Source organism: Hydrogenimonas sp., from assembly GCF_029932565.1.
Classification (GTDB): domain Bacteria; phylum Campylobacterota; class Campylobacteria; order Campylobacterales; family Hydrogenimonadaceae; genus Hydrogenimonas.
This window is the reverse complement of the sequence record NZ_JAOZPV010000011.1, coordinates 1-22,783: the sequence shown is the minus strand read 5'-3', so window position 1 is coordinate 22,783 and position 22,783 is coordinate 1. Positions and strand designations below refer to the sequence as shown.

25 protein-coding genes and 1 tRNA gene are annotated in these 22,783 nt (G+C 50.4%); 8 read left to right on the top strand and 18 right to left on the bottom strand.

What is annotated here, in order from left to right:
* Window positions 1-489: a type II 3-dehydroquinate dehydratase gene (gene aroQ / locus Q1K24_RS02820; RefSeq protein ID WP_300365633.1), complete on the bottom strand. Its 489-nt coding sequence runs from the start codon at window positions 487-489 to the stop codon at window positions 1-3.
* A 94-nt stretch (window positions 490-583) separates the two neighbouring features.
* Here aroQ and Q1K24_RS02815 point away from each other — a divergent pair, with 94 nt between their 5' ends.
* The 3 genes from Q1K24_RS02815 to Q1K24_RS02805 all read left to right on the top strand — a co-directional run bounded on the left by Q1K24_RS02815 (window position 584) and on the right by Q1K24_RS02805 (window position 3,167).
* Window positions 584-1,795: a metal-dependent hydrolase gene (locus Q1K24_RS02815; protein ID WP_300365630.1), complete on the top strand. Its 1,212-nt coding sequence runs from the start codon at window positions 584-586 to the stop codon at window positions 1,793-1,795.
* Window positions 1,788-2,660: a signal peptide peptidase SppA gene (gene sppA / locus Q1K24_RS02810; RefSeq protein ID WP_300365628.1), complete on the top strand. Its 873-nt coding sequence runs from the start codon at window positions 1,788-1,790 to the stop codon at window positions 2,658-2,660. The genes Q1K24_RS02815 and sppA overlap by 8 nt, the downstream gene beginning before the upstream one ends.
* 84 nt (window positions 2,661-2,744) lie before the next feature.
* Entirely contained in the window at window positions 2,745-3,167 is a 423-nt protein-coding gene (locus tag Q1K24_RS02805; protein WP_300365625.1) for a c-type cytochrome, read from the top strand.
* Window positions 3,168-3,205: 38 nt separating this feature from the next.
* Here Q1K24_RS02805 and Q1K24_RS02800 read toward each other — a convergent pair whose 3' ends face one another.
* From Q1K24_RS02800 to nadA, 17 genes are all read right to left on the bottom strand, one after another.
* Window positions 3,206-3,784 (bottom strand): hypothetical protein, encoded by a 579-nt coding sequence (locus tag Q1K24_RS02800; RefSeq protein WP_300365622.1) that lies wholly within the window; start codon window positions 3,782-3,784, stop codon window positions 3,206-3,208.
* A gap of 118 nt (window positions 3,785-3,902) precedes the next feature.
* A complete protein-coding gene (locus Q1K24_RS02795) occupies window positions 3,903-4,181 on the bottom strand; it encodes an RNA-binding protein (protein ID WP_300365619.1) in 279 nt (92 codons plus the stop codon).
* 205 nt (window positions 4,182-4,386) lie between these two features.
* A tRNA-Arg gene (locus tag Q1K24_RS02790) sits at window positions 4,387-4,463 on the bottom strand.
* A gap of 23 nt (window positions 4,464-4,486) precedes the next feature.
* Entirely contained in the window at window positions 4,487-5,740 is a 1,254-nt protein-coding gene (xseA, locus tag Q1K24_RS02785) for an exodeoxyribonuclease VII large subunit (RefSeq protein WP_300365615.1), read from the bottom strand.
* Between the two features lie 77 nt (window positions 5,741-5,817).
* Window positions 5,818-6,534: a bifunctional demethylmenaquinone methyltransferase/2-methoxy-6-polyprenyl-1,4-benzoquinol methylase UbiE gene (gene ubiE, locus Q1K24_RS02780; RefSeq protein WP_300365612.1), complete on the bottom strand. Its 717-nt coding sequence runs from the start codon at window positions 6,532-6,534 to the stop codon at window positions 5,818-5,820.
* A 73-nt stretch (window positions 6,535-6,607) separates the two neighbouring features.
* A complete protein-coding gene (gene ribD / locus Q1K24_RS02775) occupies window positions 6,608-7,582 on the bottom strand; it encodes a bifunctional diaminohydroxyphosphoribosylaminopyrimidine deaminase/5-amino-6-(5-phosphoribosylamino)uracil reductase RibD (protein ID WP_300365609.1) in 975 nt (324 codons plus the stop codon).
* A 17-nt stretch (window positions 7,583-7,599) separates the two neighbouring features.
* Window positions 7,600-8,028: a ribosome maturation factor RimP gene (locus Q1K24_RS02770; RefSeq protein WP_300365606.1), complete on the bottom strand. Its 429-nt coding sequence runs from the start codon at window positions 8,026-8,028 to the stop codon at window positions 7,600-7,602.
* Window positions 8,025-8,384 carry a 30S ribosome-binding factor RbfA gene (rbfA, locus tag Q1K24_RS02765; RefSeq protein WP_300365604.1) on the bottom strand — a complete coding sequence of 120 codons (360 nt, stop codon included), beginning with the start codon at window positions 8,382-8,384 and terminating at the stop codon, window positions 8,025-8,027. Before rbfA ends, Q1K24_RS02770 begins: the two co-directional genes overlap by 4 nt.
* Window positions 8,381-11,041, bottom strand: coding sequence for a translation initiation factor IF-2 (infB, locus tag Q1K24_RS02760; RefSeq protein WP_300365601.1), 2,661 nt, complete (start codon window positions 11,039-11,041; stop codon window positions 8,381-8,383). The genes rbfA and infB overlap by 4 nt, the downstream gene beginning before the upstream one ends.
* Window positions 11,042-11,376: 335 nt before the next feature.
* Window positions 11,377-12,255: a homoserine kinase gene (gene thrB, locus Q1K24_RS02755; RefSeq protein WP_300365598.1), complete on the bottom strand. Its 879-nt coding sequence runs from the start codon at window positions 12,253-12,255 to the stop codon at window positions 11,377-11,379.
* Window positions 12,256-12,347: 92 nt separating this feature from the next.
* Window positions 12,348-12,821 carry a hypothetical protein gene (locus Q1K24_RS02750; protein WP_300365595.1) on the bottom strand — a complete coding sequence of 158 codons (474 nt, stop codon included), beginning with the start codon at window positions 12,819-12,821 and terminating at the stop codon, window positions 12,348-12,350.
* A complete protein-coding gene (gene lpxC, locus Q1K24_RS02745) occupies window positions 12,802-13,686 on the bottom strand; it encodes a UDP-3-O-acyl-N-acetylglucosamine deacetylase (protein ID WP_300365672.1) in 885 nt (294 codons plus the stop codon). The genes Q1K24_RS02750 and lpxC overlap by 20 nt, the downstream gene beginning before the upstream one ends.
* A 154-nt stretch (window positions 13,687-13,840) precedes the next feature.
* Window positions 13,841-15,217: a M23 family metallopeptidase gene (locus Q1K24_RS02740; RefSeq protein WP_300365592.1), complete on the bottom strand. Its 1,377-nt coding sequence runs from the start codon at window positions 15,215-15,217 to the stop codon at window positions 13,841-13,843.
* Window positions 15,214-16,167: a bifunctional oligoribonuclease/PAP phosphatase NrnA gene (locus Q1K24_RS02735; protein WP_300365589.1), complete on the bottom strand. Its 954-nt coding sequence runs from the start codon at window positions 16,165-16,167 to the stop codon at window positions 15,214-15,216. Before Q1K24_RS02735 ends, Q1K24_RS02740 begins: the two co-directional genes overlap by 4 nt.
* Window positions 16,168-16,212: 45 nt before the next feature.
* Window positions 16,213-17,271, bottom strand: a complete 1,059-nt coding sequence (gene flhB, locus Q1K24_RS02730; protein ID WP_300365670.1) for a flagellar biosynthesis protein FlhB — start codon at window positions 17,269-17,271, stop codon at window positions 16,213-16,215.
* Window positions 17,272-17,457: 186 nt separating this feature from the next.
* The gene (gene nadC / locus Q1K24_RS02725) at window positions 17,458-18,279 is read right to left on the bottom strand and encodes a carboxylating nicotinate-nucleotide diphosphorylase (RefSeq protein WP_300365586.1); all 822 of its coding nucleotides are present in this window, start codon (window positions 18,277-18,279) and stop codon (window positions 17,458-17,460) included.
* The gene (gene nadA / locus Q1K24_RS02720) at window positions 18,276-19,298 is read right to left on the bottom strand and encodes a quinolinate synthase NadA (RefSeq protein WP_300365667.1); all 1,023 of its coding nucleotides are present in this window, start codon (window positions 19,296-19,298) and stop codon (window positions 18,276-18,278) included. Before nadA ends, nadC begins: the two co-directional genes overlap by 4 nt.
* A gap of 46 nt (window positions 19,299-19,344) precedes the next feature.
* On the opposite strand from nadA, the gene plsY reads away from it, so the two are divergent.
* The 5 genes from plsY to Q1K24_RS02695 all read left to right on the top strand — a co-directional run.
* A complete protein-coding gene (plsY, locus tag Q1K24_RS02715) occupies window positions 19,345-19,971 on the top strand; it encodes a glycerol-3-phosphate 1-O-acyltransferase PlsY (RefSeq protein WP_300365583.1) in 627 nt (208 codons plus the stop codon).
* Window positions 19,968-20,297 (top strand): dihydroneopterin aldolase, encoded by a 330-nt coding sequence (locus Q1K24_RS02710; protein WP_300365580.1) that lies wholly within the window; start codon window positions 19,968-19,970, stop codon window positions 20,295-20,297. Before plsY ends, Q1K24_RS02710 begins: the two co-directional genes overlap by 4 nt.
* A 79-nt stretch (window positions 20,298-20,376) precedes the next feature.
* Window positions 20,377-21,057, top strand: coding sequence for a homeostatic response regulator transcription factor HsrA (gene hsrA / locus Q1K24_RS02705; RefSeq protein WP_300365577.1), 681 nt, complete (start codon window positions 20,377-20,379; stop codon window positions 21,055-21,057).
* 94 nt (window positions 21,058-21,151) lie between these two features.
* Window positions 21,152-22,468 carry a HAMP domain-containing sensor histidine kinase gene (locus Q1K24_RS02700; RefSeq protein WP_300365574.1) on the top strand — a complete coding sequence of 439 codons (1,317 nt, stop codon included), beginning with the start codon at window positions 21,152-21,154 and terminating at the stop codon, window positions 22,466-22,468.
* A 176-nt stretch (window positions 22,469-22,644) separates the two neighbouring features.
* Window positions 22,645-22,783: 4Fe-4S binding protein (locus Q1K24_RS02695; protein ID WP_300365664.1), on the top strand; the 139-nt coding region annotated here is incomplete at its 3' end.

The following is a 22,783-nucleotide window of genomic DNA, read 5'->3' as shown; positions in this document are numbered from 1 at the left end:
CTATCCCTGCTGCCCCTGCGCCTGCTGTTTCTGCTGCATCTCTTTCATCGCTTTGATTTCGTTGAGTATCTGCAGCATCGCGACCATCGCCAGGTGGTAGCTGAACGGACCGAACCCACTGATCTGTCCGGCACAGACCGGCGCAATCAGGCTTTTGTGACGGAAATCTTCCCGGGTATAGATATTGGTAATATGCACTTCGACAGCGGGAAGTGCGACGGCCGCCAGGGCATCGCGAATCGCGATCGACGTATGGGTATAGGCCGCCGGATTGATGATGATACCGTCCGCATCACCCAGACACTCCTGAATTTTGTCGACGAGTTCCCCCTCCAGATTGCTTTGGAAAAATTCGATCTCGATCCCGTTCTGCTGTGCAAAGTTTCTCATCTGCTCATGAATCTGCTCGAGCTTCATCGGCCCATATATATTCTGTTCTCTGACGCCGAGCATATTGAGGTTTGGCCCCTGAATCACCATAATTTTCATAGAATTTCCTTCGTTTGGATTTTAATGGTAGATTTTATCTAGTTTTGCCATAATCTTGATTTAAAGTCGAAAACCGCACCGGCAAAGGGGATACATGACGATCATTGTGGCAAAATGGCTCTTCGATGGGGAGATCATTCGACAGAACATGGCAGTGGCATTCGATACCTCCATCATGGAAACGGGCCCCTTCGAAATACTGGAGACGCGTTATCCGAATGCCGAGATCGTCCGATTGGAAACCGATGAAGTGCTTCTTCCCGGCCTCGTCAATCCCCATGTACACCTGGAGTTTGGCGCCAATACGACCCATCTTCGATACGGTGATTTCATGATCTGGCTGCAGAGTGTCATCACCCATCGTGACGAGCTGGTCGAGAGCTGCAGGGCGGCATGCTACAAACGCCAGATTGAAACCATGCTGCACAGTGGCACGACCACGTTCGGAGCCATCAGCAGTTACGGGAAGGAGCTGACAGCCTGCAGAGCCGCTCCCCAGAGGGTCCTCTTTTTCAACGAAGCCATCGGCTCGCAGCCGGATGCCGTGGATGCGCTCTACAGCGATTTCATGCAGCGGCTGGAAGCGAGTGAGGCAGCGGCATCGGAACGTCTCATTCCGGCTGTGGCCATTCACTCCCCCTATTCGGTCCACCCGATTCTGATAAAAAAGATTCTGAAAGAGTCACCGACCAAACTCCTGACGGCCCATTTCATGGAATCACCTTCGGAGAAGGAGTGGCTCGAGAAGGGAGAGGGACCGTTCAAACCATTTTTCGAAAATTTCCTTCAGCAGACCAGACCGCTGCAGCGACCGATCGAATTTCTGGAGCTTCTCGACCGGCCGACACTGCTTACCCATGTGGTGCAGGCGGATGCATCTCTCCTGAACACCATTGCAGAGAGCGGCCATACCATCATTCACTGCCCACGCTCCAACCGGCTCCTTGGATGCGGCCGGCTTCAGGTCGAGAGAGTGAGGGAGAAAAAGATACCCTGGTTCCTTGGCACCGACGGTCTCAGCTCCAACACCTCACTGAATCTATGGGACGAAATGCGTGCGGCACTGATGATGCATCACGCCGCCCCCCTGGAGCTTTTCGCAACCGAGCTCCTGAGAGCTTCGACCGCACGCGCCGCCGAAGCGATGAAACTTCCTGTCGGCCGTATCGAAAAGGGCAATCCCGCCGACCTCATCACGGTCAAACTCCCGGATGCGCCGGAGACGGCGGAAGCCATTCCTCTCCAGCTCATTCTTCATACCGACACCGTCGAAAAACTCTTCATTGAAGGAGCACAGTATGTCTGAATTTTTCAAAAAACTTTTTTCACCGATTACCGCGACGCTCGACTTTGTCCAGAAATATTTCAAATCGCTGATTTTTCTGTTCATTCTGCTCCTTGTTTTGGCACCCGCGAGCAGCGAATCGGTCAAACCGCCCAATCTCGCAACCGTCAATCTTTTCGGTCCGGTCATCCATGCGGAGAAAGTGGTGGAGGAGATCGAAACCCTGGCCGACGACAACGATATCAAAGGGGTACTTTTCCTTGTCGACTCGCCGGGCGGCGCGGTGGCGCCTTCCGTCGAAATATCTCTGGCGATCAAACGTCTCAACGCCAAGAAACCGGTCGTCGCCTACGCTGCCGGCACCATGGCGAGCGGTAGCTACTACGCATCGATCTGGGCAAGCCGTATCATCGCCAATCCGGCCGCGACGATCGGATCCATCGGGGTCATTATGGAGGGGTTGAACATCCAGGGTCTGATCGACCGTATCGGCGTCAAACCCCAGATCGTCAAGGCAGGGAAATACAAGGAAGCGGGGACACCGTTCAGGGAATGGACGCCTGAAGAACGCAAAGAGATCGAAACCCACGTGCTCGATATCTACCATATGTTCGTGAGAGATGTGGCCAAAGCGAGAGATCTGGATCCCACCCATCCCGAAACTTTCGCGGATGCGCAGATTTTCATCGCGTCCAAAGCACAGCGGATCGGTCTGATCGATCAGATCGGCTCCATCGAGGATGCGAAAGCATTAACCCAAACCCTCAGTGGGGTCAAAGAGGCGCAATGGAAAGAGAAAAGCAAGTGGGAGGAGTATATCGAAAACCTCGCCAAGCAGTCGGCCAGAACGTTGGCGAACCAGCTGAAAGGATGGGTCATTCATTAAGCTAAACTTATAATCAAACTGAAAGAGAATTTTAATCTGAAACCGGATAAGATTAAATATCTTTTATAAAAAAGGAGGGGTTTCATGAAAAAAATTGGATTGTTGGCCATTGTTCTGGCCACCACGGGTTTGATCTCGCTAAGTGCGTCGGCGAATGTCAAAGATGCAGCGAGTATCTACAAAAACCGATGCGCCAACTGCCACGGCAACAAAGCGAACGGTGTTCCGAAAATCAAAGGTACTCCCGGCATCGATCCGCGTGAAGCGGATGCAAAAGGGATCGCTTCCGAAGAGAGTGCCAATATCTACGGACCGCCACTCAACCGGTTGAGCAAAGAAGCGCTGCTGAAAAAGCTCGACGAGATCAGAAACGGAGATTTCGACAGCGAATCGACCCATTCGATCATGCGGAAAAATCTCGACGAAATTGAAAAGCGTGAAGGGAAAATCTCCGACGAAGCGATGGCAGACTATATCTACAATACATTCGGTCCCGGCGCCGAATAGATCGATTTTCTCCATGCCCGCAACCGGGCATGGAGTCGTTAATCCATTTTTCTGATTTTCATCAAAACGGTCTGGGTGATCGTTGCTGAAACGGTATCACCTTTTTTCAGATTTTCCAGATATTTGACATCGTTTTTGACGTGAATCGTCCGGCGTTCACCGGTAGGACCCTCCAACGTGACTGTCCGCTTCTTGTAGTCGACATCAACCACTTTGGCGGTCAGTGTAGTCACTTCGACTGCTTTGAGTGTCGGTACATCGGTTTTGGGACCGGCCACAATCTCCCGTGCAACCGACGCGCTCGGCTCACCACCTTTGGCACTTGTCACGACTGCTTCTTCGTACATGGTGACAACCAGCCAATCTCCCCGCTGAATCTTTTTCAGATTGTGCAGCTGTTTGTCTACATGCAGTTGCATTCGTTTGTTGCTGCCCCGAAGTGTCAGCTCGCCTCTTTTATAGTCGACATCCTCGACCTCCATCATGAATTCATCGCTGGCAGAAATCACCTTCGAAGGCATTTTGGCGGTATCGTGATGGTCGGCAAGAAGCGGCAGTCCCAAAGATGCACTCAACAGCAAAGCTGCCAAAGCAGTACGTCTGATAGATTGTCTCATGACAGAACTCCTGTACGATAGAAAATTATTATAATTATATATCACACAGTGTTAACGAAGGTTTCAGGGAAAGCAGGAGGGAAAAGAGCGAGGAGACGGTTTCGCCGTCTCCAAAAGATCAAAATCGGTTGAAATCGCCTCGAGGCTGGCGCGGTTCACGTGGACGTGCTTCGTTGACACGGAGGTTGCGCCCCCCTACCTCTTTGCCGTTGAGGGCTTCAATCGCCTCATTGGCCGCATTGTCGTCCGGCATTTCAACAAAACCGAAACCTTTCGAGCGGCCGGTCTCTCTATCGTTGATGATACGCGCGCTGCTTACTTCACCATACTGTGCAAAAACTTCTCTCAGTTCACCATCGTCCATTCTGTAAGACAGGTTGCCAACGTAGATATTCATTCTACTTCTCCAAATAAAAAACTCTTCCGAATTACAAAAAATTCAAAATTTTTTATAAAACGAACGAAACACTATAACATAATCTTGGTTACAGAAATGATACGGGAGGGGATTTTGAAATTTTTACGGGCAAATGTAGCAAAAGGTCACAAAAAAGAGATGGAAGCGATAACGTCACACCTCCCATTTTCACCGTTCACTGCATTGGCGCACCCGAGAGGATTCGAACCTCTGACCTTTGGCTCCGGAGGCCAACGCTCTATCCAGCTGAGCTACGGGTGCCCTCAAAATCTGGTATTACTATATCAAAAAATCGATCGAATTGTCTCCACCGTCGCATCGGCAACCCTCTTTCCATCTTCAAGACGAATTTTGTCACCCGGCTTCACCGTTTCGAGAGTTGCCATCTTGTCCCCTTTGACAAGCTGCACAAAGCCGGGCCGGAGCTTGAGTGTGGGATCGAGCGAAACGAACTGCGCCTGCAAACTCTCCCACTGCTGGGTCTTGCGCTGCAGCAGATGGCGCCCACCCATTTTCAACTGGGCCCGCAACGGTCCAAGCGCCTCTTCTTTTCTTTCAAGCAGATGGTGCATCTGGCTGTTCATCCGGAGTTTCAGATCACCGATTTGCTTCAGCTGCATTTCGATACGCCGGGAGATGGCGTGCTGTTCCATACGACTCTGCAAATGGCGCAGAGTTTCGGCTTTGAGCAAGAGGATCTGCCGCATCCTGGCATCCATGCGCTCCATTATCTCGTCCAGTGCCAACAACACCTCCGTTCTGTCAGGCAGTATCTGCTCCATCGCTGCACTGGGCGTAGGTGCCCGCATATCTGCGACGAAATCGGAGATCAGAGTATCCACTTCATGACCGACGGCGGAAACGACGGGTGTTTCACAGAGGGCAATGGCACGTGCGACGATCTCTTCGTTGAATGCCCACAGATCCTCCTGGCTGCCTCCGCCCCGGCCCACGATGATCACATCGGCGCCCAGCCTGTCGGCCCAGGCGATATGCCGTGCGATCTCCTCTGCCGCTTCGGCTCCCTGTACCAGCGTATCGATCAGCGTGATCTTCACCAGCGGCCACCGCTTCGAGGCAACCCGTATCATATCCTGAATCGCCGCCCCGGTTTTGGAGGTGACGATCACGATATGACGGATTACGCGGGGGATCGGCTTTTTGCGCGCCGCGTCGAAAAGCCCTTCGGCCATCAGCTTCTTCTTGAGCTGCTCAAACGCCACCGCAAGCGCCCCGGCACCATAAGGCTCGGCGGTCTGTACCATCATCTGGTAGTTTCCACGGGGAACGTAGACCGTGATAGACCCTCCGAGCACCACATGCTGCCCCTCTTCGAGACGAAATTTGAGCCGCTGGGCGTTGGAGCGGAACATCACACAACCGAGTGTGCTCTTCTCATCCTTGATGGAGAAGTAGATATGCCCGCTGGTATGATAAGTGACCCTGGAGAGTTCCCCTTCCACCCGTATCTGAATAAACGTCGACTCAAGCAGAGACTTGATCTGTTCGTTAATCTGAGAGACACTCAGAGTCTGCATTTACCTACCCTTCGCATAGATCGGGAAACGGATGGCCATTTCATTCCCTGCTTATCGATATCCACCATCGAACCAACTCATTTTCTGGCGATGAGCAGCGTCGAAATTCCCATTGAAAAAGCCTGTGTGTACTGGACTGCAAAACCGGCGGTTTCAAGCTCGTTTTTGAGCATCTCCGTCGTCAAGAACCCTTCGATCGAGTCGGGCAGATAACGGTAGGCTTCATAGTTTCGGCTTACCAGTCCTCCGAGAGTCGGAAGAATACGGTGCATATAAAAATCGACGATCTTTCCTTTCAGACCGCGATCTTCCCGTTTTGTGAACTCCAGAATCACGACCATACCACCGGGTTTCAGCACACGATGAAACTCGTTGATGGCATCCTGACGATCGACAACGTTTCGAATGCCATAGCTGATGGAGAGTATATCCGCCGTATCCTCTTCGATCGGCATATCCTGGGCTTTGGCAGTGACAAATTCCGCATAATCCACCTTCTCCTTTGCCACCTTGAGCATACCTTCCGACGGATCGACACCGATGAAGCGGGCGATCGTTGCTCCGGCTGCTTCCGCCCGCTCTTTCCACCACTGCAGCATATCGCCCGTGCCACACGCCACATCCAATACGGTCAGATTTTCGCTGCGATCGAGAAGCTGCAGCGTTTTGTCACACGCTTTTTTCCGCCACGATTTGTCGATGCCCATGCTTAAAATCCGATTCGTCACATCATAGGTCGATGCGATTTCGTCGAACATCGAAACGATCTTTTCCTGCTTGTCCTGTTTGTCCATATTTTGCCTTCGGCGGTCATCGGTCATTGATCATTGGCCATTTGGTAAAGCACCATCGACTTTTGACGTTTGACTATCGACCTCTTAAAAATAGCATCATATCCTCACCGCTTTTTCGCTGATGCAGAATATCAAAATTTTTTCCGCCATTATACCCCATTCCCTCTTTGACAAACGGGGCGATGAAGAGGACCAATGCGTCAATCTCCTCTTTAAGGGCTTCGAAAGTTCCTGCACCCCCTTCGATCATAACCAGTCCTTTCTCCGGCAGACGATCGATGAACTCCACCCGACGCTTGGGCACGGCAAAAAGGGGAATGCTGCGATCGATGCTGTCGGGGTGCCGGGTGAAGATTGCCACATCGGGCGCTTGGCCTCCGGTCAATCGGCAGTCGAGCACCGGACGGTCGGTGCGTACGGTCTCTCCACCGATAACGAGCCGGTCTATCTTTTCCCGCACCGCATGGACCCAGCGGCGGGAAGCTTCACAACTGATGGTGTCGCCGTCGATGATGCCATTGATGCTCTGGGCCAGTTTGAAAAAGAGAAACCGTCCCTTCTGCCATCGTACAAAGGGAAGCAGCAGATTGTCGCAGGCCGCCCTCTCTATCCCTTTCGTCACGGTAATACCGGCATTTTCCAGCCGCGCGGCACCACCGGCTGCCAGGGGATTGGGGTCCATACTGCCAATAACGACCCGTCCGAACCCGAGACGTTCGATGAGCAGGGCACAGGGCGGCGTCTGCCCCGTATGATTGCACGGTTCCAGTGTCACATAGATGGATTTGTCGTGAAAAAGTGATTTGGAGAGTTCTGGCAGTCTGGCATGCAGCAATTCCGCGTCATCGCAGCCGGCCAGCGACATGTCACCGGTCAGTCTGATATAGGCGTCGCGAATAGCCAGTACTTCGGCATGCGGTTTGCCTGCCTCTTTGTGAGCGCCAACAGAAAGCACCTCCCCGCTGCTGCCTGTAACAACAGCCCCGACGGCTGGATTGGGATACGTCAGAAGCTGATATTGCCACGCCTCCTGAAGTGCGAGGCGCATGAAAAAACTATCGGAGACTACCATTCATAATAGGTGCGGGCTTTGCGAATCTCGTTCAGCGGAAACCGCTCCTCCCCGTGTTCGGTTTCGAGAACCACTTCGCCATCTTCAAAACCGCGCAGCGTTCCTTTGACCTTGTCACCCGAACTGAGCTTGAGATAGACTTTTTCTCCGACCGATTGTTCGAAATGCTCCGGTTTTTTGAGGGTCCGCTCTACGCCCGGTGAACTTACTTCCAGATAGTATTGGCCGCTGACGGGGGGATAGACGTCGAGCATCGGGGAGAGGTCCCGGCTGATATCGGCACAAAGATCGAGATCGACACCGCCATCTTTGAGAACATAGACCCGATAGATCGTATGGCCATGTTCACTGACCACTTCCGTGTCGTAAAGTCTCGCACCGTGCGACTCGACAACCTTTTTGACTTCATCCAGCAAATTCATGATTTCAGCTCTTTTTCGATCTGGGCAAAGAGTTCATCCATCCGCTTGACACGGTCGAGCTCTTTGTCAAACTTGAAGTGAAATTTCGGCGACTTGAACCACCCTTCCGCTTTCAGACAGTAGGCTTCGAGTCCCCGTGCAACCTTCTTCAGCTGCTTCAGAATCGCCTTCTGCTCATCTTCGTCGATTCCGGTCGGATCGAGGTAGACATCGGCGTCGTTTCGTCCTCTGCTGCAGACGACTTCCGTCACCGTCAGATTCCTGAGACGCTCGTCACCGAGCTGTGACAGCGCCTCTGGAATCAGTTCGCGCAGAATCGAATCGGCACGTTTTCGCTTGATCTCTTCCGGAGTCATAGAGTCGCTTTTTCCTCTTTCTCTTCATACGCTTCGATGACATCACCCACTTTGATATCGTTGAAGTTTTCGAGCATCAGACCGCATTCGTACCCTTTACCGACCTCTTTCGTGTCATCCTTGAAACGTTTGAGCGAACTGATACGCGTATCGTAAACAACAACACCATCGCGAATCAGGCGCGCTTTGGCATTGCGACGGATAATGCCGTCGGTTACGATACATCCGGCAATCGTGCCCACTTTCGCAACGCTGAAGGTTTCACGCACTTCCGCCTGGCCGATTCCCTCTTCGCTGATGACAGGACTCATCAAGCCGCTCAGAAGTGCCTTGACATCGTCGATCAGGTCATAGATGATCGAGTAGGTTTTGATCTCGACACCCAACTGCTTCGCTTTGTTCTTGATGGCGGCGGTCGGTCGGACATTGAAGCCGAGAATGACAGCGTTCTCACTGGCATTGGCCAGCGTCACATCGCTTTCGGTAATCCCTCCGACACCCGAATGGATAATGTCGATCTTGACCTCTTCGTTCTTGAGTTTTTCGAGACTTCCCTTGATCGCCTCCAACGAACCCTGAACATCCGCTTTGACAATGACCGGCAACGCCTTGATCTGCCCTTCGGCAATCAGGGCACTGAGCTCATCGAGAGAGACTTTCGTCGATTTGCTGAGCTCCTTCTGGCGTATATATTCTGCCCGCTTCTGTGCCAGTTCGCGCACCTGCTTGTCTGTATCCATTGCAACGAGAATTTCACCCGCATCCGGGACCTCGTTGAGCCCCACGACGACTCCCGGATCGCTCGGTCCAATCTGCTTGACCTGTTTGCCAAGATCGTTCAAAATCGTCCGGACACGGCCGAATGTCTGGCCGCAGATGACATGATCGCCGACATGAAGTGTACCGTTTTTGACGATAACCGTCGCAACCGGTCCGCGCCCTTTCTCGAGCGAGCTTTCGATGACTACCGCTTTCGCATTGCGTTTCGGATTGGCCTCCAGCTCCATGATCTCCGCCTGAAGCAGAATGGTCTCCAGCAGATCCTCGATACCCTGGCCCGTTTTGGCTGAGACTTCGACGAATTCATACTCTCCGCCCCAGTCGACCGGCATATATCCCAGCTCGGCGAGTTGTGATTTGACCATATCCGGATTGGCGTCGGGTTTGTCGATTTTATTGATGGCAATCACCATCGGTACATCGGCTGCCTTGGCATGATTGAGCGCTTCAATCGTTTGCGGCTTGACACCATCGTCGGCTGCAACGACAATAATGACGATATCGGTCGCCTGGGCGCCGCGTGCTCGCATTTCGGTAAACGCCTCGTGACCGGGTGTATCGATGAAGGTGATCTTTTTGCCATCTTTTTCGACCTGATAGGCACCCACATGCTGCGTAATGCCGCCCGCCTCTTTTTCGGCCACTTTCGTCTCCCGGATTTTGTCCAAAAGCGATGTTTTGCCGTGGTCGACGTGCCCCATGATCGTGATAACCGGAGGACGCTCTTCTAAATTTTCATCCTCGATGGCATCATAGACGGAAACGTAATCGAGTTCGTCGAGCGGATTGATCGTCTCGACCTGCACACCAAACTCTTCGGCCAGAATTTCGATCTCATCCTTTTCAAGAAAATCGTTTTTGGTCACCATTTTACCAAGCGCGAAGAGGACCTTGATGACATCGCCTGCCGTTTTGCCCACTTTCTCCGCAAACTCGTACACCCTGCAATCTTCAGGGATCTTGACTACGGCCGAAGCCACTTCTGTTTTTTCGGTACGTCGCTGACGTTTTTTCGGTGCTGTTCTGCTCACGCTGCGTTTTCCTCTGCTTTGCGGTCCCCGGCGGCCAATCGGCTGTTTGGGACGCGGTTCCACCGGTTTCAATGTTGTCGGAGATTTCGGTTCCTCCATGCTTCGAAGCTCTTCACTGAAGTCCGGAAGCACTACTTCTTCCGTAGTGTAGTCAACGGTAATACCGCCAATATCGCGATCTTCCAGAAGATTCAATTTCACGCCACTCTCTTTTGATCCAGGTGCCGGAGCGGCTTTTTTCACCTTCTTCTTCGCCTTCTTCATGGCAATGGTTTCATCAACCGCCGCAATGACACGATTCTCCTGTGCGATCTCGCTCTTTTTGATCGTCGGTGTTTCGGTTACAGGTTCGGCAACAGGCCGTTTTTTCTTGACAATGAAGATACCGCGACGGCGCTTTACGGAAGCCTGAGCAAGCGACTCTTTCTCTTCCGCCACCGCTTCTTTGGCCGTCTCTGCCTCAGCTTCTACCGCAGCCTCTTTTTCAGCTGCAACCTCTTCAACGGGTTTCTCTTCGACCACTTTTTTCTTTTCGGCTTTTTTGGGTTTCGGCTTTTCGGCTTTCTCCTCGACCGCTTCCACCTCTTTTTCAGCTGTTTTCGGCTTCTCTTTCTCTTCGGCTTTTTCCGTAATCTCTTCTTTTTTGGGCTCCGGAGATTTTTTGGGTGCGGCTGACGCGGGAAGTGTTCCGGTCATCACAAAACTCATAAGATTCTGCGCATCTTCCGGAGAGACACTGCTTGAAGGTGCTTTGACGTCCAGTCCCATCTCTTTGGCCATCTCCACAACTTCTTTGCTTTTGATTCCCAGCTCTGCTGCTATTTCATGGATGCGTACTTTATCCATTCGCTATCATCTCCTTAAATTCGGTGCGACCGCCGTCTGGCAGAAGCCCCCTGATATATTCGCCCAGATCGATCGTCAGATATGTTCTGTTTCCACACTGCTTAGCGAGCCGTCTGGCAAGCTTCTTGTCATCGATACACGAGTGGCATAGGTAGAAACTTCTTCCGTACCCCTGAAATGGTTGTATCTGATTGTTTTGACACTGGAGCCGTATAAGCTGAGCCTGCATGAAGCGGCCGCGGCAATGGATGCACATTCTAACCGGATCGGACATAATCGTGCAATTATACCAAAATAATTCTATTTTTAGGCTTTTTTTAAATGAAGTTGTCGATTTAGCCGAAGATCACGCCATCATTGTCAAAATCGTAGATGGCGCTTCGGAAGTTTGGAAACCGTTTTCTGTATTTTTCCAGCAGTGATTCGGCATCCTCTTTGTATGTCATATTGAAAAAGGTCGATCCGCTGCCCGAAAGGGTGCTCATCAGTGCATTGTTTTCAATCGCGATCTTCTGCACTTCAAAGAGCTCCGGCAGATTCTTCATCCGTGCCGCCTGATGAAACCTGTCACGTGCCGCGACACGAAGCATCTCCCACGACTCATTGAAAAAACAGGCGGTCAGAAGGGATGCGCGGCCAAGGTTGTAGATGGCATCCTCTTTGCGATAACTTCTCGGAAGAGTCGTACGCGAATAGGCGGTCGAAATCGGCTTGTCAGGGATAACGACCACCGCTTTCAGATAATTCGGGATACGCTTCTTCTGGCTGTAGACTTTCCGATTTTCCACCACTGCTACGTTGAAACCTCCCATTACGGCCGGCGTAATGTTGTCCGGATGATGCTCGTAATGGAGTGCGAGATTCAGAAGTTTGCGCTTGGTAATATTGACACCTGCGGCACTGTACGCCGACGCGATGGCACTGACGATAACGGCTGACGAACTTCCCAAGCCCCTCGAGAGCGGAATTTTGTTATAAAATTTAAAGCGGAAGAGACCCTTTTTCCCGGTCAGATGACGATAATGGTCGTTAAAAATATTGATAAAAAGGTTGTTTCCTTTCAGGCGGGGATTATTGGCCCCCTCTCCCTTGATGGAGACACTGAAAAATGTGGAAGGTTGAATGTGGACTTTATTGCGCAATGCAAGTGAAAGGCCCAATGTATCGAAACCTGGTCCAAGGTTCGCGCTGGTAGCGGGCACACTGATCGTCACACACGTCTCCTCTTGAAAATTGCGTCATTTTATAGTAATTATGCTTAGAGGACGGTATCGATACCGCGTTTTTTTGAGAACGGTGAAAAAAACTATACGGCCGGAAGAATATAGAGAGGTTCCGTTTCGTCGACAAAAAGTTCGTAATCTATTTGTTGTGGCAAAGTAAATCGCCCATCCGTCGACTCACACTCTTTTTCTATCACGATCTCCCCGTTCCTCTTTACAAAACAGCTTGTCCCTATCGCTTTGATAGGTTGGTTGCCATTGAATGCAAACGCGTCCGTCGCATAGAGAGGAATGTTCAATGCGATAGAAAATGTTTTCAACATTACGTAGGTCACTTTGATCGCCATAAAGCTGCCGGGACCTTTTGCATAGAAGAGACTTTTAAGATGGTAATTGTAACGGACTTGATGCAATAGAGGCGGCAGAGCCTTCGACGTTTTTTCGTCATAAAGAAAGGTTTCGAGCAATCTGCCTTTTTCATAGATGCCGACCAGCATCGGTGACGTAACGCTGATGACAAGCAGTTCGACAACAGGTTTATGCAAAGCTTCGCGCAAACTCCACACTCTCCTTCACTTGAAGCGTGACCACTTCGTACGCACTCTCATCCGCGAGAAGGGCGAGTGTCAATTTATGGTTGAGATCGTGGCTTCCGGCAAAGGCTTCATATTTTCCTAGAATGGGGCGCCCAAGAAGCTTCATATCGCCCATCGCATCCAAAATTTTGTGACGTACAAACTCATCCTCGAATCGTAATCCTTCCGGATTGAGGACCTTCGTATCATCCAGGACAACGGCATTTTCCAGGCTTCCACCCAATGCGAGGTTTTTGCTGCGCAGGTACTGAACCTCTTTCAAAAAGCCAAATGTCCTTGCACGGGAAATCTCTTTGATAAAACCGCTTTTGCTGAAGACAAATTCCTTCTGCTGTTCCGCGATAACAGGATGATCGAAACGGATTCGGAAATCGAAACTTGCCGTTTCGGAGGGTTTCAGTGCAACAAATTTGTCACCGGCCTCTACCCTGATATCCTTTTTGATACGCAAAATCTCTTTCCCCGCGTTCTGCTCACGGATACCCGCTTCGTCGAGCATCATACAGAAACTGGCCGCACTCCCATCCATGATCGGCATTTCGGCATCGTCCAACACCACGCGAATATTGTCGATTCCGTATGCGTAAAGAGCAGAGAGAAAATGTTCGATCGTAGAGATATTGACGCCATCTTTTCCGATGACCGTCGCCATCTGCGTATCGACCACATACTCCGGAGAAAGGGGGATCGTGGCCCCCGCATCTTTGCGATAAAAAACGATCCCGCTGTTTGCTTCAAGGGGTTCGAGTTCCAAATGGACCGGCTTCCCTTTATGCAGGCCGATTCCGACACTCTCCACCTTTTTGGCTATCGTTCGTTGCTTTATCATAAATTTTTCTTCCTGATTTCATCCATTTTGCCGACCCACTGCCGACACATTAAAATGCTTGCAAAAACTATTCCGTCTATTCTCAAATGTTCCATAATACCACAATCGGCCTAAAATATCGGCCCAGTATTAACATATGTTAACAAAACAGCTACCGGCTTCTGCGATCGATCATTTTTCTCGCCGAATTGAAAACGGTCGTGATATTGTCCTTGATCCAATGTGCATCCATCCACTCCACCGGTCTGACCTCCACTCCCTGCACAAGAACACCGAAATGGAGATGATCTCCCAGTGCCAGCCCCGTTTTGCCCGTCTTGGCAATGAGATCGTTTTTCAGGACATCATCACCTTCCGCCACATAGAGTGTCGAACAGTGGCCATACAGCGTATAAAGGCCGAGCCCGTGATCGATCAGCGGCATATTGCCATAGATGCCGTTATAGCCTGAATAGACGACACGTCCCGGATTGGAGGCCTTGACATCTGCCATTTTGACACTGGCAAGATCAAGACCAAGATGGTAGGATTCACTCACTTTCCGGCCTTTGTAATAGTAGAAGCGATGATCTCCGAAACTGGCTACCTTTTTGCCGTTTTTAAGTGGATAAAAAGGCTTGACGCTCCAACGGCGAATCAGTTGATCGGAGACTTTCAGGCTCAAGCGATGAATCAGATCTTCGTTCTTTTGACGAATCTCTTCGTTAATGATCCTGAAACGCTCCACAGGATCTCCGACATTGGCTGTTTCGTCAAACTGACTGCTCAAATCGGCAATTTTTCCGTTTAAAAAACGATCTTTGAGTGTAATGTTCGATCGTCGATATCGATAGTTTTCGACATAGAGCGGTACATGCGTTTTTGTTACATTCTCTGCCAGATCACTCGCTTCAATCCATGCTCTGAACTTTTTTTCAGTGACAGGCCATGCGATCAACGCAGCATAGAACCCCTCCTTATAGAACGGTTCGGCTTTGAAAACTTTTCCGAAACTCGTATGAACGGCTACATCCTTGAGATGGTCGTCGGATGCGCTGAAGACAACCAGCGCACTGCCTCCCCGCGTAATCTTGTAGGAGTTCGCCAGTACATAGGCCGACGGTCTGACCGCATCGATCGTCACTGCCACTTTTTTCGATGCCCTGTTGCCCTTGAGCATGTTCCAATTGCTGATATCACTGGTCTCGACCACTATGACTGCCGAGGTTGCCCGACGATTCCACCCTGCACGTGGCAGATTGACAGCAACTGCAATCTCCTTTTCCGGCACTTCCAGTCTCTTGTCTGCAACAACAAAACTGCTCGTTCCGTCGCTCAATGTTATTTTATAGCTACGGATACCGGTATCATCTTTTAAAACGACTCGGATAGGTTTTTTCAGATTCCAGTAGAGCGCTTCAGGGACCTCGATATTTGGCACATTGCGTTCAAACATCGGTGAATTGGCGAAATAGACCGCTCCTCCGATGATTGCCAAAAACGTTACAAGCAGAAGGGTGACACCCACATTGCTCTTCTTTCGTCTCATGCTTCTATCTCCTCTTTTATCATATACAACAGTTTCTCGACAAGCATGTCGTGTTCCATTCCATATACCGTAAAACCGGCTGCCCGAATGTGCCCGCCTCCTCCGAAAGCTACCGCGATTCTACCGACATCGGCCTTCGATTTGGAACGGAGTGAGACTTTCAGACCCCCAGCCTCCTCCTCCCGTATCAAAAAACCGACTTCGACGGTTGCAAGTGCACGGGCATAGTTCACCATATCATCCGTTTCATTGACCGTTGCCCCCGCCGATTCAAGCATCCTGCGGGTGACATGAAGGCCTGCAGCCCGTCCCTGCAGATGAAGCGTCAACGTCTCCAATACTTTTGGCAAAAGGCGCATTTTGCAAAGTGGCTGGTTTTCCCGCAGCATTCTGGCCGACCACTCCGCATCGGCACCGAGCTGCAGCAGCGCTTTGGCGAAGTCGAAAACCCGTGCGTTCACACCTTCATAACCGAAGTAGCCGGTATCGCTGATCAGTGCGGTATAAAAATTGATGGCGGCACTGCGCGGAATATCCCACCCGGCGGAAAGCGCAAGTCGGAAAGCCACTTCCGCCGCACAGGAGTAGTCGGGTTCGACGAGATCGATATCCCCATACGCCGTATTGCTTCGATGGTGATCGATATTGACTACAACGGCCTTTTCCGGACGTTCGATACCAAGCCGGTCAAAGCTTCCGCAATCGACACTGAGAATGAGATCGCTTCGTGCATCAACAGCATGCTTGATTTTTCCGAAAGCCGGCAGGAAAGAGAGCATCTGCGGAAGGGGATGACTCATATAGACGGCATCGACACGCTTCCCCATTTCTTTGAGTATCCACCAGAGCCCGAGCCCTGTTCCGAGGGTATCCGCATCCGGGTTGAGATGGCCGACAATAGTGACGTACCGGGCGTTTTCGATCGCCTCTCTTGCTCTCCGATAATCCATGGCGCGATTTTATCCAAGCGCACCTCTGAAAGCCCTGAAAAAGATTCAGGATATTCGTCTGCTTTTGTAAACGAAAGCCAATACCTCGGCCACCGCCTGGTAGAACTGCTCCGGTATCTCTTCATCGATTTCGACACGTCTGTATAGTTCACGTGCCAATGGCGGATTTTCTACGATCTGTATATGATGCTCACGTGCAATTTCCCGTATTTTCAGAGCGATCAGATCGGCACCTTTCGCCACAACTTTCGGTGCATGCCCCTCCTCTTCCCTGTATTGAAGAGCCACCGCATAATGGGTCGGGTTGGTGATGACGACATCGGCTTTGGGCACTTCCGCCAGCATCCGTTTCCGTGCCATCTCCATCTGGATTTGACGAATTTTCGCTTTGATTTCCGGATTTCCTTCCATCTGTTTCATTTCATCCTTGATCTCCTGCTTCGACATGCGAAGTCCTTTGAAATAGTTGTAGCGGACGAAAAGAAGGTCAACCAGAGCAAGCACCATCAGCAGTACGAGCATCACGGCAGCGAGTACCATGGCACGATCGGCCAGCCATGCGATCTGCTGGGCGAGCGGTGCATGCGATACCGATGTCAGTTCCTCGATAAATCCCAAAAAAACAGTGAAAGCCACCGCGAATACCGATCCCACTTTGACGGTAATCTTGAATCCTTCCACCAGTTTCTTGAGCGAAAAGAGATTTTTGGCACCTTTGACCGGATCGATCTTTGTCAAATCCGGTACAAGCGGCTTGGTCGTAAAAATAATGCCAAACTGCGCCCAGGCACCGAGCATCCCGGCAATCGCAACCGGCAGAGCGAGCGGAAGCACCATGATGAAGATTTCGATAACGGAATGGATCGTAATTTCAAGCAGGAGAGATGGGGTAATATCAATACCGACAAAGTGGATATAGTAGCGATAGAGTGTTTCAAGCCGATCGAAAATCCAGCCGGTCAGAGCGATAAATGCGACAACAGCCACCAGAAGAGTAATGAACCCGGATGTGTCCATGCTCTTCGGGACATTGCCCTCCTTTTTGGCATCCTCGATCTTTTTCGGGGTCGGTTCCTCCGTTTTTTCTAAATCATCGGCCATGATGAGTGGATAGTGGATAGTGGATAGTATAAAATGGCAAGATCACGTTACGATTCATACTGCACCTTTTTTGCTTCCGGCGTCAGCCAAAGCACGGCACTTGCCGTGCGCGGGCCCGCTGCCGAAGCGGACCCAGCGTCAGCGTAGCGAAAGCGGCTTCGCCGGTTTCGCGTATCACATCGAAGATCGTCAGGTGACGATCTTCATCGAAAGATCGATCCATCGCGACTGATGGATGATACTGCCCGAACTGATCGCATCGATTCCTGTCGAGGCAACTTCGTGAATGTTGTCGAGCGTAATGTTTCCACTCGCTTCGATCAACACGCCCGGATAGTTTTCGTTCCGATAGAGCACAACTTCGCGAATGTCGGCACTATCCATATTGTCGCACATGACAATGTCGGCTCCCACATCCATCGCTTTGGCGGCAGCTTCGACACTTTCACACTCGATTTCGATTTTGGTTGTAAACGGAATCTGTTTTCGCGCTTCGGCCATGAAACTCTCCAGATCGTCGATGAGACTCAGATGCGTATCTTTCAGCATCAGAGCATCGTCGAGTCCCATACGGTGATTGGCCGCCCCACCGACCCGTACCGCATACTTTTCGAAGTTTCTGAGCATCGGCCTTGTTTTTCTGGTATCGAGAAGCATCACATTGGTCCCCTCCAGTGCCTTAATATATGGTTGGACCTGCGTAGCGATGGAACTGGCATGCAGAAGCATATTCAGCAGTGTCCGTTCCGCCGCAAGCAGATCGGCCGCATCACCGACGATTTTGAGAAGAATATCACCCTTTTGAAATGAATCGGCATCGCGTTTGAGCCAATAGAGTTCGAGATTGCAGAATTGGGCCAACGCTTCCAGGTAAGGTTCTCCGGCTATGATCCCGCTACTTTTGGCAATGACCTGTGCCGTCGCCTCTTTTTTGGGTGCAACCCGTCCGAATAGATCACCCCGACCGATATCTTCCAACAACACTTCTTTGACAAATTCCTGGATAATCATAGCGCCAACATTCTTTCCAGTGCGGTATTGGCCCATTTGGCCGTCTCTTCATCGACAAATATCTCTGTCGCCACTTCATCGTTTTCGATCGCTTTGAGGGTATTGTAGAGATCTTCGAGTGTCGTCTCATTCATCGTCGGACACTCCGGTTTCGTCGAGGAGAGCACATAGATATTTTTGTCACGCATGCGGTGCACAAGGTTGTATTCGGTCCCGACCGCCACCTTTTGCTCGTCGGGCAACTCGTTGACATATTTTATGAGCTGGCTCGTCGAACCGCAGAAATCGCTGACAGCCACGACGGAAGGATCGCACTCCGGATGTACGGCGATTTTGATACCCGGATACCGTTTGCGGTAGAACATCACATCGTCGACCGTAAAGAGCTGGTGGACCGAACAGAAACCGTTGTAACAGATGACATCCACATCGTTTGGGTCCTGGCCATCGCCGATGACACACGATTTGAGTCCCATCATATTAGCGATATTCTGTCCCAGGCACCGATCGGGTACGAAGAGGATCTTTTTCCCACTTTCAAGACCTTTTTCGATAATTTTATAGGCATTGGAGCTGGTACAGACCATACCCCCCATCTTTCCGACACTCGCCTTGACGGCGGCACTGGAATTGATATAGGTGATAGGAAGTACATCCTCCTCTTTGATACCATGCTTTTCGAGAAACTCGACCGATTCGTCGTAACACTCTTTGTCGATCATACGCGCCATCGCACAGCAGGCTATCCGGGGCATCGCGACACGCTTGTCCGGAGCGATAACTTTCACGCTTTCACCCATGAAACCGACACCGCAAAAGACCACCCACTCGTTGTCGTCCGCTTTGCATCGGCGGGCGAGTTCGAGACTGTCACCGGTAATATCGCCCATCTCAAACACTTCGTCACGCTGATAATAGTGGGCGACAATCGTAACAGGCAGTCTCTCTTTCAATGCAAGAATCTTCTCTTTCAATTCCTCTTTTTCCAAAACCACGTTCCTTAATAGCGTTATAACCATATCTGTTTTATAATTGCGCATAATTTTACCATAAAGAAGTCGACGCATGGAGTTTTTGACCAATCCGAACATTATCTTCTACATCGCTGCCTATCTGATCGGAGGCATCCCGTTTGGACTGATTCTCGCCAGATTTTTTGCCGGAGTCGATGTAAAAAGCAGCGGGAGCCAAAGTATCGGTGCCACCAATGTCCTGCGTGTTGTCAAGGAGCGTGATCCCGCACTGGCGAAAAAACTGGCCATTGCAACACTGACGCTCGACGCCTTCAAAGGAGTCGCCGTTCTGCTCGTTGCCAAGCTGACCGGTATGCCGGATGCAACACTGTGGGCCATTGCCGTTCTTGCGGTGGCGGGCCACTGTTTCAGCCCCTATCTGATGTTCGAAGGGGGCAAAGGGATCGCTACTGGTGTCGGTGTGCTTGCATTCATGATGCCGGACATCACCGCCATCGCGCTGGTTGTCTGGTTCATTCTCGGCAAGACCATCCGAATCTCGTCATTGGCTTCGCTTGGCGCTCTCGTCACCTTTATCATTGCCAGTTATGTCATCTATCCGGATATTCCCAACATTCATTCGCACGCACCTATCTGGATCATCGCCATCATCGTCGTCTACAAACATATCCCCAACATCGTCCGGCTGTTACGCAGAGAAGAGAAGCGGGTTGCATGACGATTCGAATCGAAACACTGGAGTTCGAAACGATCCTCGGTATTCTCGACCATGAACGGACGACTCCCCAGCGTATCTGCGTGGATACCGAGATCACATACAGCTACTCACCGGAAAATTTTCTCGATTATGCCAAAGTTTCGAATCGGATCGTGTCGATTATGACCATGAAGAAGTTTTATCTGATTGAAGAGGCGCTCGAATCTCTTTTTTCTCTCTTGAAAAAAGATTTCCCACAGATTGAAACGATAAAAATTTCAATCTGTAAACCCGATATTCTCCCGAACTGTCGCGTCTGCGTCGAAGATTTTCGCTCCTTTCTTTAAATATTTTTGAAAAATAGTTTAAAACAATCTAAAAATATGCTATAATCCCGCTTAAATTTAACCGGAAGGATTGCACACTATGCGCATACTTATTGTAGAAGATGAAACCACAGTAAACAAGACCCTTTCTGAAGGGCTTAACGAGTTCAATTACCAGACCGACTCGGCAGAAAACTTCAAAGATGGCGACTACTATCTCGACATCCGCAACTACGACCTGATTCTTGCGGACTGGATGCTTCCGGACGGCAACGGTCTTGAACTGATTCAGAAGGCGAAAGTAAACAACCCAAAAACAGCTGTGATCATCCTCTCTGCACGTGACGACAAAGAGAGTGAAATCGAAGCGCTCGAAGCGGGTGCAGATGATTATATTAAAAAGCCGTTTGACTTCGATATTCTTATCGCCCGCATCAAGGCACGACTCCGATTTGGCGGCAGCAACGTCATTGAGATCGACGATCTCAGCATCAATCCGCAAGAGGAGAAGGTGGTCTACAAAAGCAAAGAGATCGAACTGAAGGGAAAACCGTTCGAAGTTCTCACACATCTGGCACGCCATCGTGACGAGATCGTCTCCAAAGAGCAGCTGCTCGATGCCATCTGGGAAGAACCGGAACTGGTTACTCCAAACGTCATCGAAGTGGCGATCAACCAGATCCGTCAAAAAATGGACAAACCCCTCGGTATTCAAACGATCGAAACGGTCCGCCGCCGCGGTTATCGATTCTGCTATCCACAAAAAAACAACGAAGAGTAATTTATTGCACGGCTTGCAGCCGTGCAGACCCACACCAACCCTCTTTCTATTCAGCTTCCATTTACGTTAAAATAGTCTCAAAAAAAGAGTCAAGATGACCGGCAACCGCAGCATACGCAATCAGTTTCTGACGCAGCTCATTATCGCGTCATCGGTTCTTCTGATCATCTTTTCAACCATGCTTTACGCCTACATCAAACAGTCAATCTACGACGAACTCTCCCAGCAGCTGATGAAACAGGCACGTTACATCGTTCAAACTTTTCCCGATTATCAGGAAGGGCAGAAAATCGACGCAAAAAACCTGAAAAACGCTCTACAGATCTCGGCCAAAGTCATCCCTGCACCCCACCACTTCTACAGTTCTCTCGAATGGCGCGAACGGAAAAAACACGGCAAACACTATATCGACCTCATCTATCCCTACAATTTCAAGGCACAGACCTATCTGCTTGTAAGCAAAGAGATCACCAACATTCGCAAGATGTTGGCGAAGATTCTCCGTTCGATCATCATCATCAACCTGATCAGTCTCATTCTGATCGTACTGTACGCGTTCGGTCTGTCGGCAATGCTGCTGATGCCGATTACCCGTCTAACGAAAAAACTCTCCTCGCTCAATGAAAACTTTCTGACGACGATCGATACACGGATGCTTCCCGAAGAGTTTGTGCCGCTCGGGGAGTCGATCAACCGTCTTATCAACCGCATACAGACATTCGTCAAATACCAGAAAGAGCTCTTTATCGGTGCGGCCCACGAACTCAAAACACCCTTGAACGTCATGAAGCTCAAAAACGATGTCACACTGATCAAGAAGAGAGAACCGGAAAAGTATATCGAGGCGCTGCAGCTCTCCAACAAAACGATTCAGGAGATGAACCAGATGATCTCGTCAATCCTGGAAATCGGCAGACAGGAAGGTGCCCACTTCGAACTGCCCCAGACAGTCGACATTATCGATTTCATCAAAAAGAAAGGCGAAGATTTCATCCTGCTCGCCAAAGCAGAAAACAAAAATCTCACCCTCGATCTTCAACCTGACACCCTTGTCGGTTGCATCCAGACGACACTCCTCAACCAGATTTTGCAGAATTTTCTCCAGAACGCCATTAAATTTACACCCAAAGGCAAATCGATACATTTGAGAACCAGGCTAATCGATGAAAACAGAATCAAACTCGAAGTGATCGACGAAGGTCCGGGAATCGATGAAGGCATCGATCTCTTCGCTCCCTTCAAACGCCTTGGAAACGCACCGGGAGCCGGACTCGGGCTCTTTCTGGCAAAATCGGCCGCCGATGCAATGGGAGCAAAAATTTCCCTGAGAAACAGGACCGACGGGCAGAGCGGCACAATTGCCACGCTTATCTTTTCACCCACACCGCAATGCGAATTGCCCGTACCATAACCCCTTGTTCGCAATCTAACCATGCGGGTTGTAAAAAGATTTTTTCATCCGATTGCCATATCTCTTTCTGTGACGATGTATTCATTCTTTTTAAGGTATAGATAAGGTTACATAGGTTATAAATCTCGGAAATTTAATTTCTGGGCATAGGAATCTGCCCGCAGGAAGGTTATTATATGGCATTGATGATTACCGATGAATGTATCGCGTGCGACGCATGTCGTGACGAATGTCCCAACGGAGCAATCGAAGAGGGAGACCCCATCTATATCATCGATCCGGACCGATGCACCGAGTGTGTCGGCCATTATGACG

Bases quoted from the DNA above. Each gene is read 5' to 3' on its own strand.
- aroQ (WP_300365633.1), bottom strand. From the start codon at position 489: ATGAAAATTATGGTGATTCAGGGGCCAAACCTCAATATGCTCGGCGTC.
- Q1K24_RS02815 (WP_300365630.1), top strand. From the start codon at position 584: ATGACGATCATTGTGGCAAAATGGCTCTTCGATGGGGAGATCATTCGA.
- sppA (WP_300365628.1), top strand. From the start codon at position 1,788: ATGTCTGAATTTTTCAAAAAACTTTTTTCACCGATTACCGCGACGCTC.
- Q1K24_RS02805 (WP_300365625.1), top strand. From the start codon at position 2,745: ATGAAAAAAATTGGATTGTTGGCCATTGTTCTGGCCACCACGGGTTTG.
- Q1K24_RS02800 (WP_300365622.1), bottom strand. From the start codon at position 3,784: ATGAGACAATCTATCAGACGTACTGCTTTGGCAGCTTTGCTGTTGAGT.
- Q1K24_RS02795 (WP_300365619.1), bottom strand. From the start codon at position 4,181: ATGAATATCTACGTTGGCAACCTGTCTTACAGAATGGACGATGGTGAA.
- xseA (WP_300365615.1), bottom strand. From the start codon at position 5,740: ATGCAGACTCTGAGTGTCTCTCAGATTAACGAACAGATCAAGTCTCTG.
- ubiE (WP_300365612.1), bottom strand. From the start codon at position 6,534: ATGGACAAACAGGACAAGCAGGAAAAGATCGTTTCGATGTTCGACGAA.
- ribD (WP_300365609.1), bottom strand. From the start codon at position 7,582: ATGCGCCTCGCACTTCAGGAGGCGTGGCAATATCAGCTTCTGACGTAT.
- Q1K24_RS02770 (WP_300365606.1), bottom strand. From the start codon at position 8,028: ATGAATTTGCTGGATGAAGTCAAAAAGGTTGTCGAGTCGCACGGTGCG.
- rbfA (WP_300365604.1), bottom strand. From the start codon at position 8,384: ATGACTCCGGAAGAGATCAAGCGAAAACGTGCCGATTCGATTCTGCGC.
- infB (WP_300365601.1), bottom strand. From the start codon at position 11,041: ATGGATAAAGTACGCATCCATGAAATAGCAGCAGAGCTGGGAATCAAA.
- Q1K24_RS02740 (WP_300365592.1), bottom strand. From the start codon at position 15,217: ATGAGACGAAAGAAGAGCAATGTGGGTGTCACCCTTCTGCTTGTAACG.
- Q1K24_RS02735 (WP_300365589.1), bottom strand. From the start codon at position 16,167: ATGGATTATCGGAGAGCAAGAGAGGCGATCGAAAACGCCCGGTACGTC.
- nadC (WP_300365586.1), bottom strand. From the start codon at position 18,279: ATGATTATCCAGGAATTTGTCAAAGAAGTGTTGTTGGAAGATATCGGT.
- nadA (WP_300365667.1), bottom strand. From the start codon at position 19,298: ATGGTTATAACGCTATTAAGGAACGTGGTTTTGGAAAAAGAGGAATTG.
- plsY (WP_300365583.1), top strand. From the start codon at position 19,345: ATGGAGTTTTTGACCAATCCGAACATTATCTTCTACATCGCTGCCTAT.
- Q1K24_RS02710 (WP_300365580.1), top strand. From the start codon at position 19,968: ATGACGATTCGAATCGAAACACTGGAGTTCGAAACGATCCTCGGTATT.
- hsrA (WP_300365577.1), top strand. From the start codon at position 20,377: ATGCGCATACTTATTGTAGAAGATGAAACCACAGTAAACAAGACCCTT.
- Q1K24_RS02700 (WP_300365574.1), top strand. From the start codon at position 21,152: ATGACCGGCAACCGCAGCATACGCAATCAGTTTCTGACGCAGCTCATT.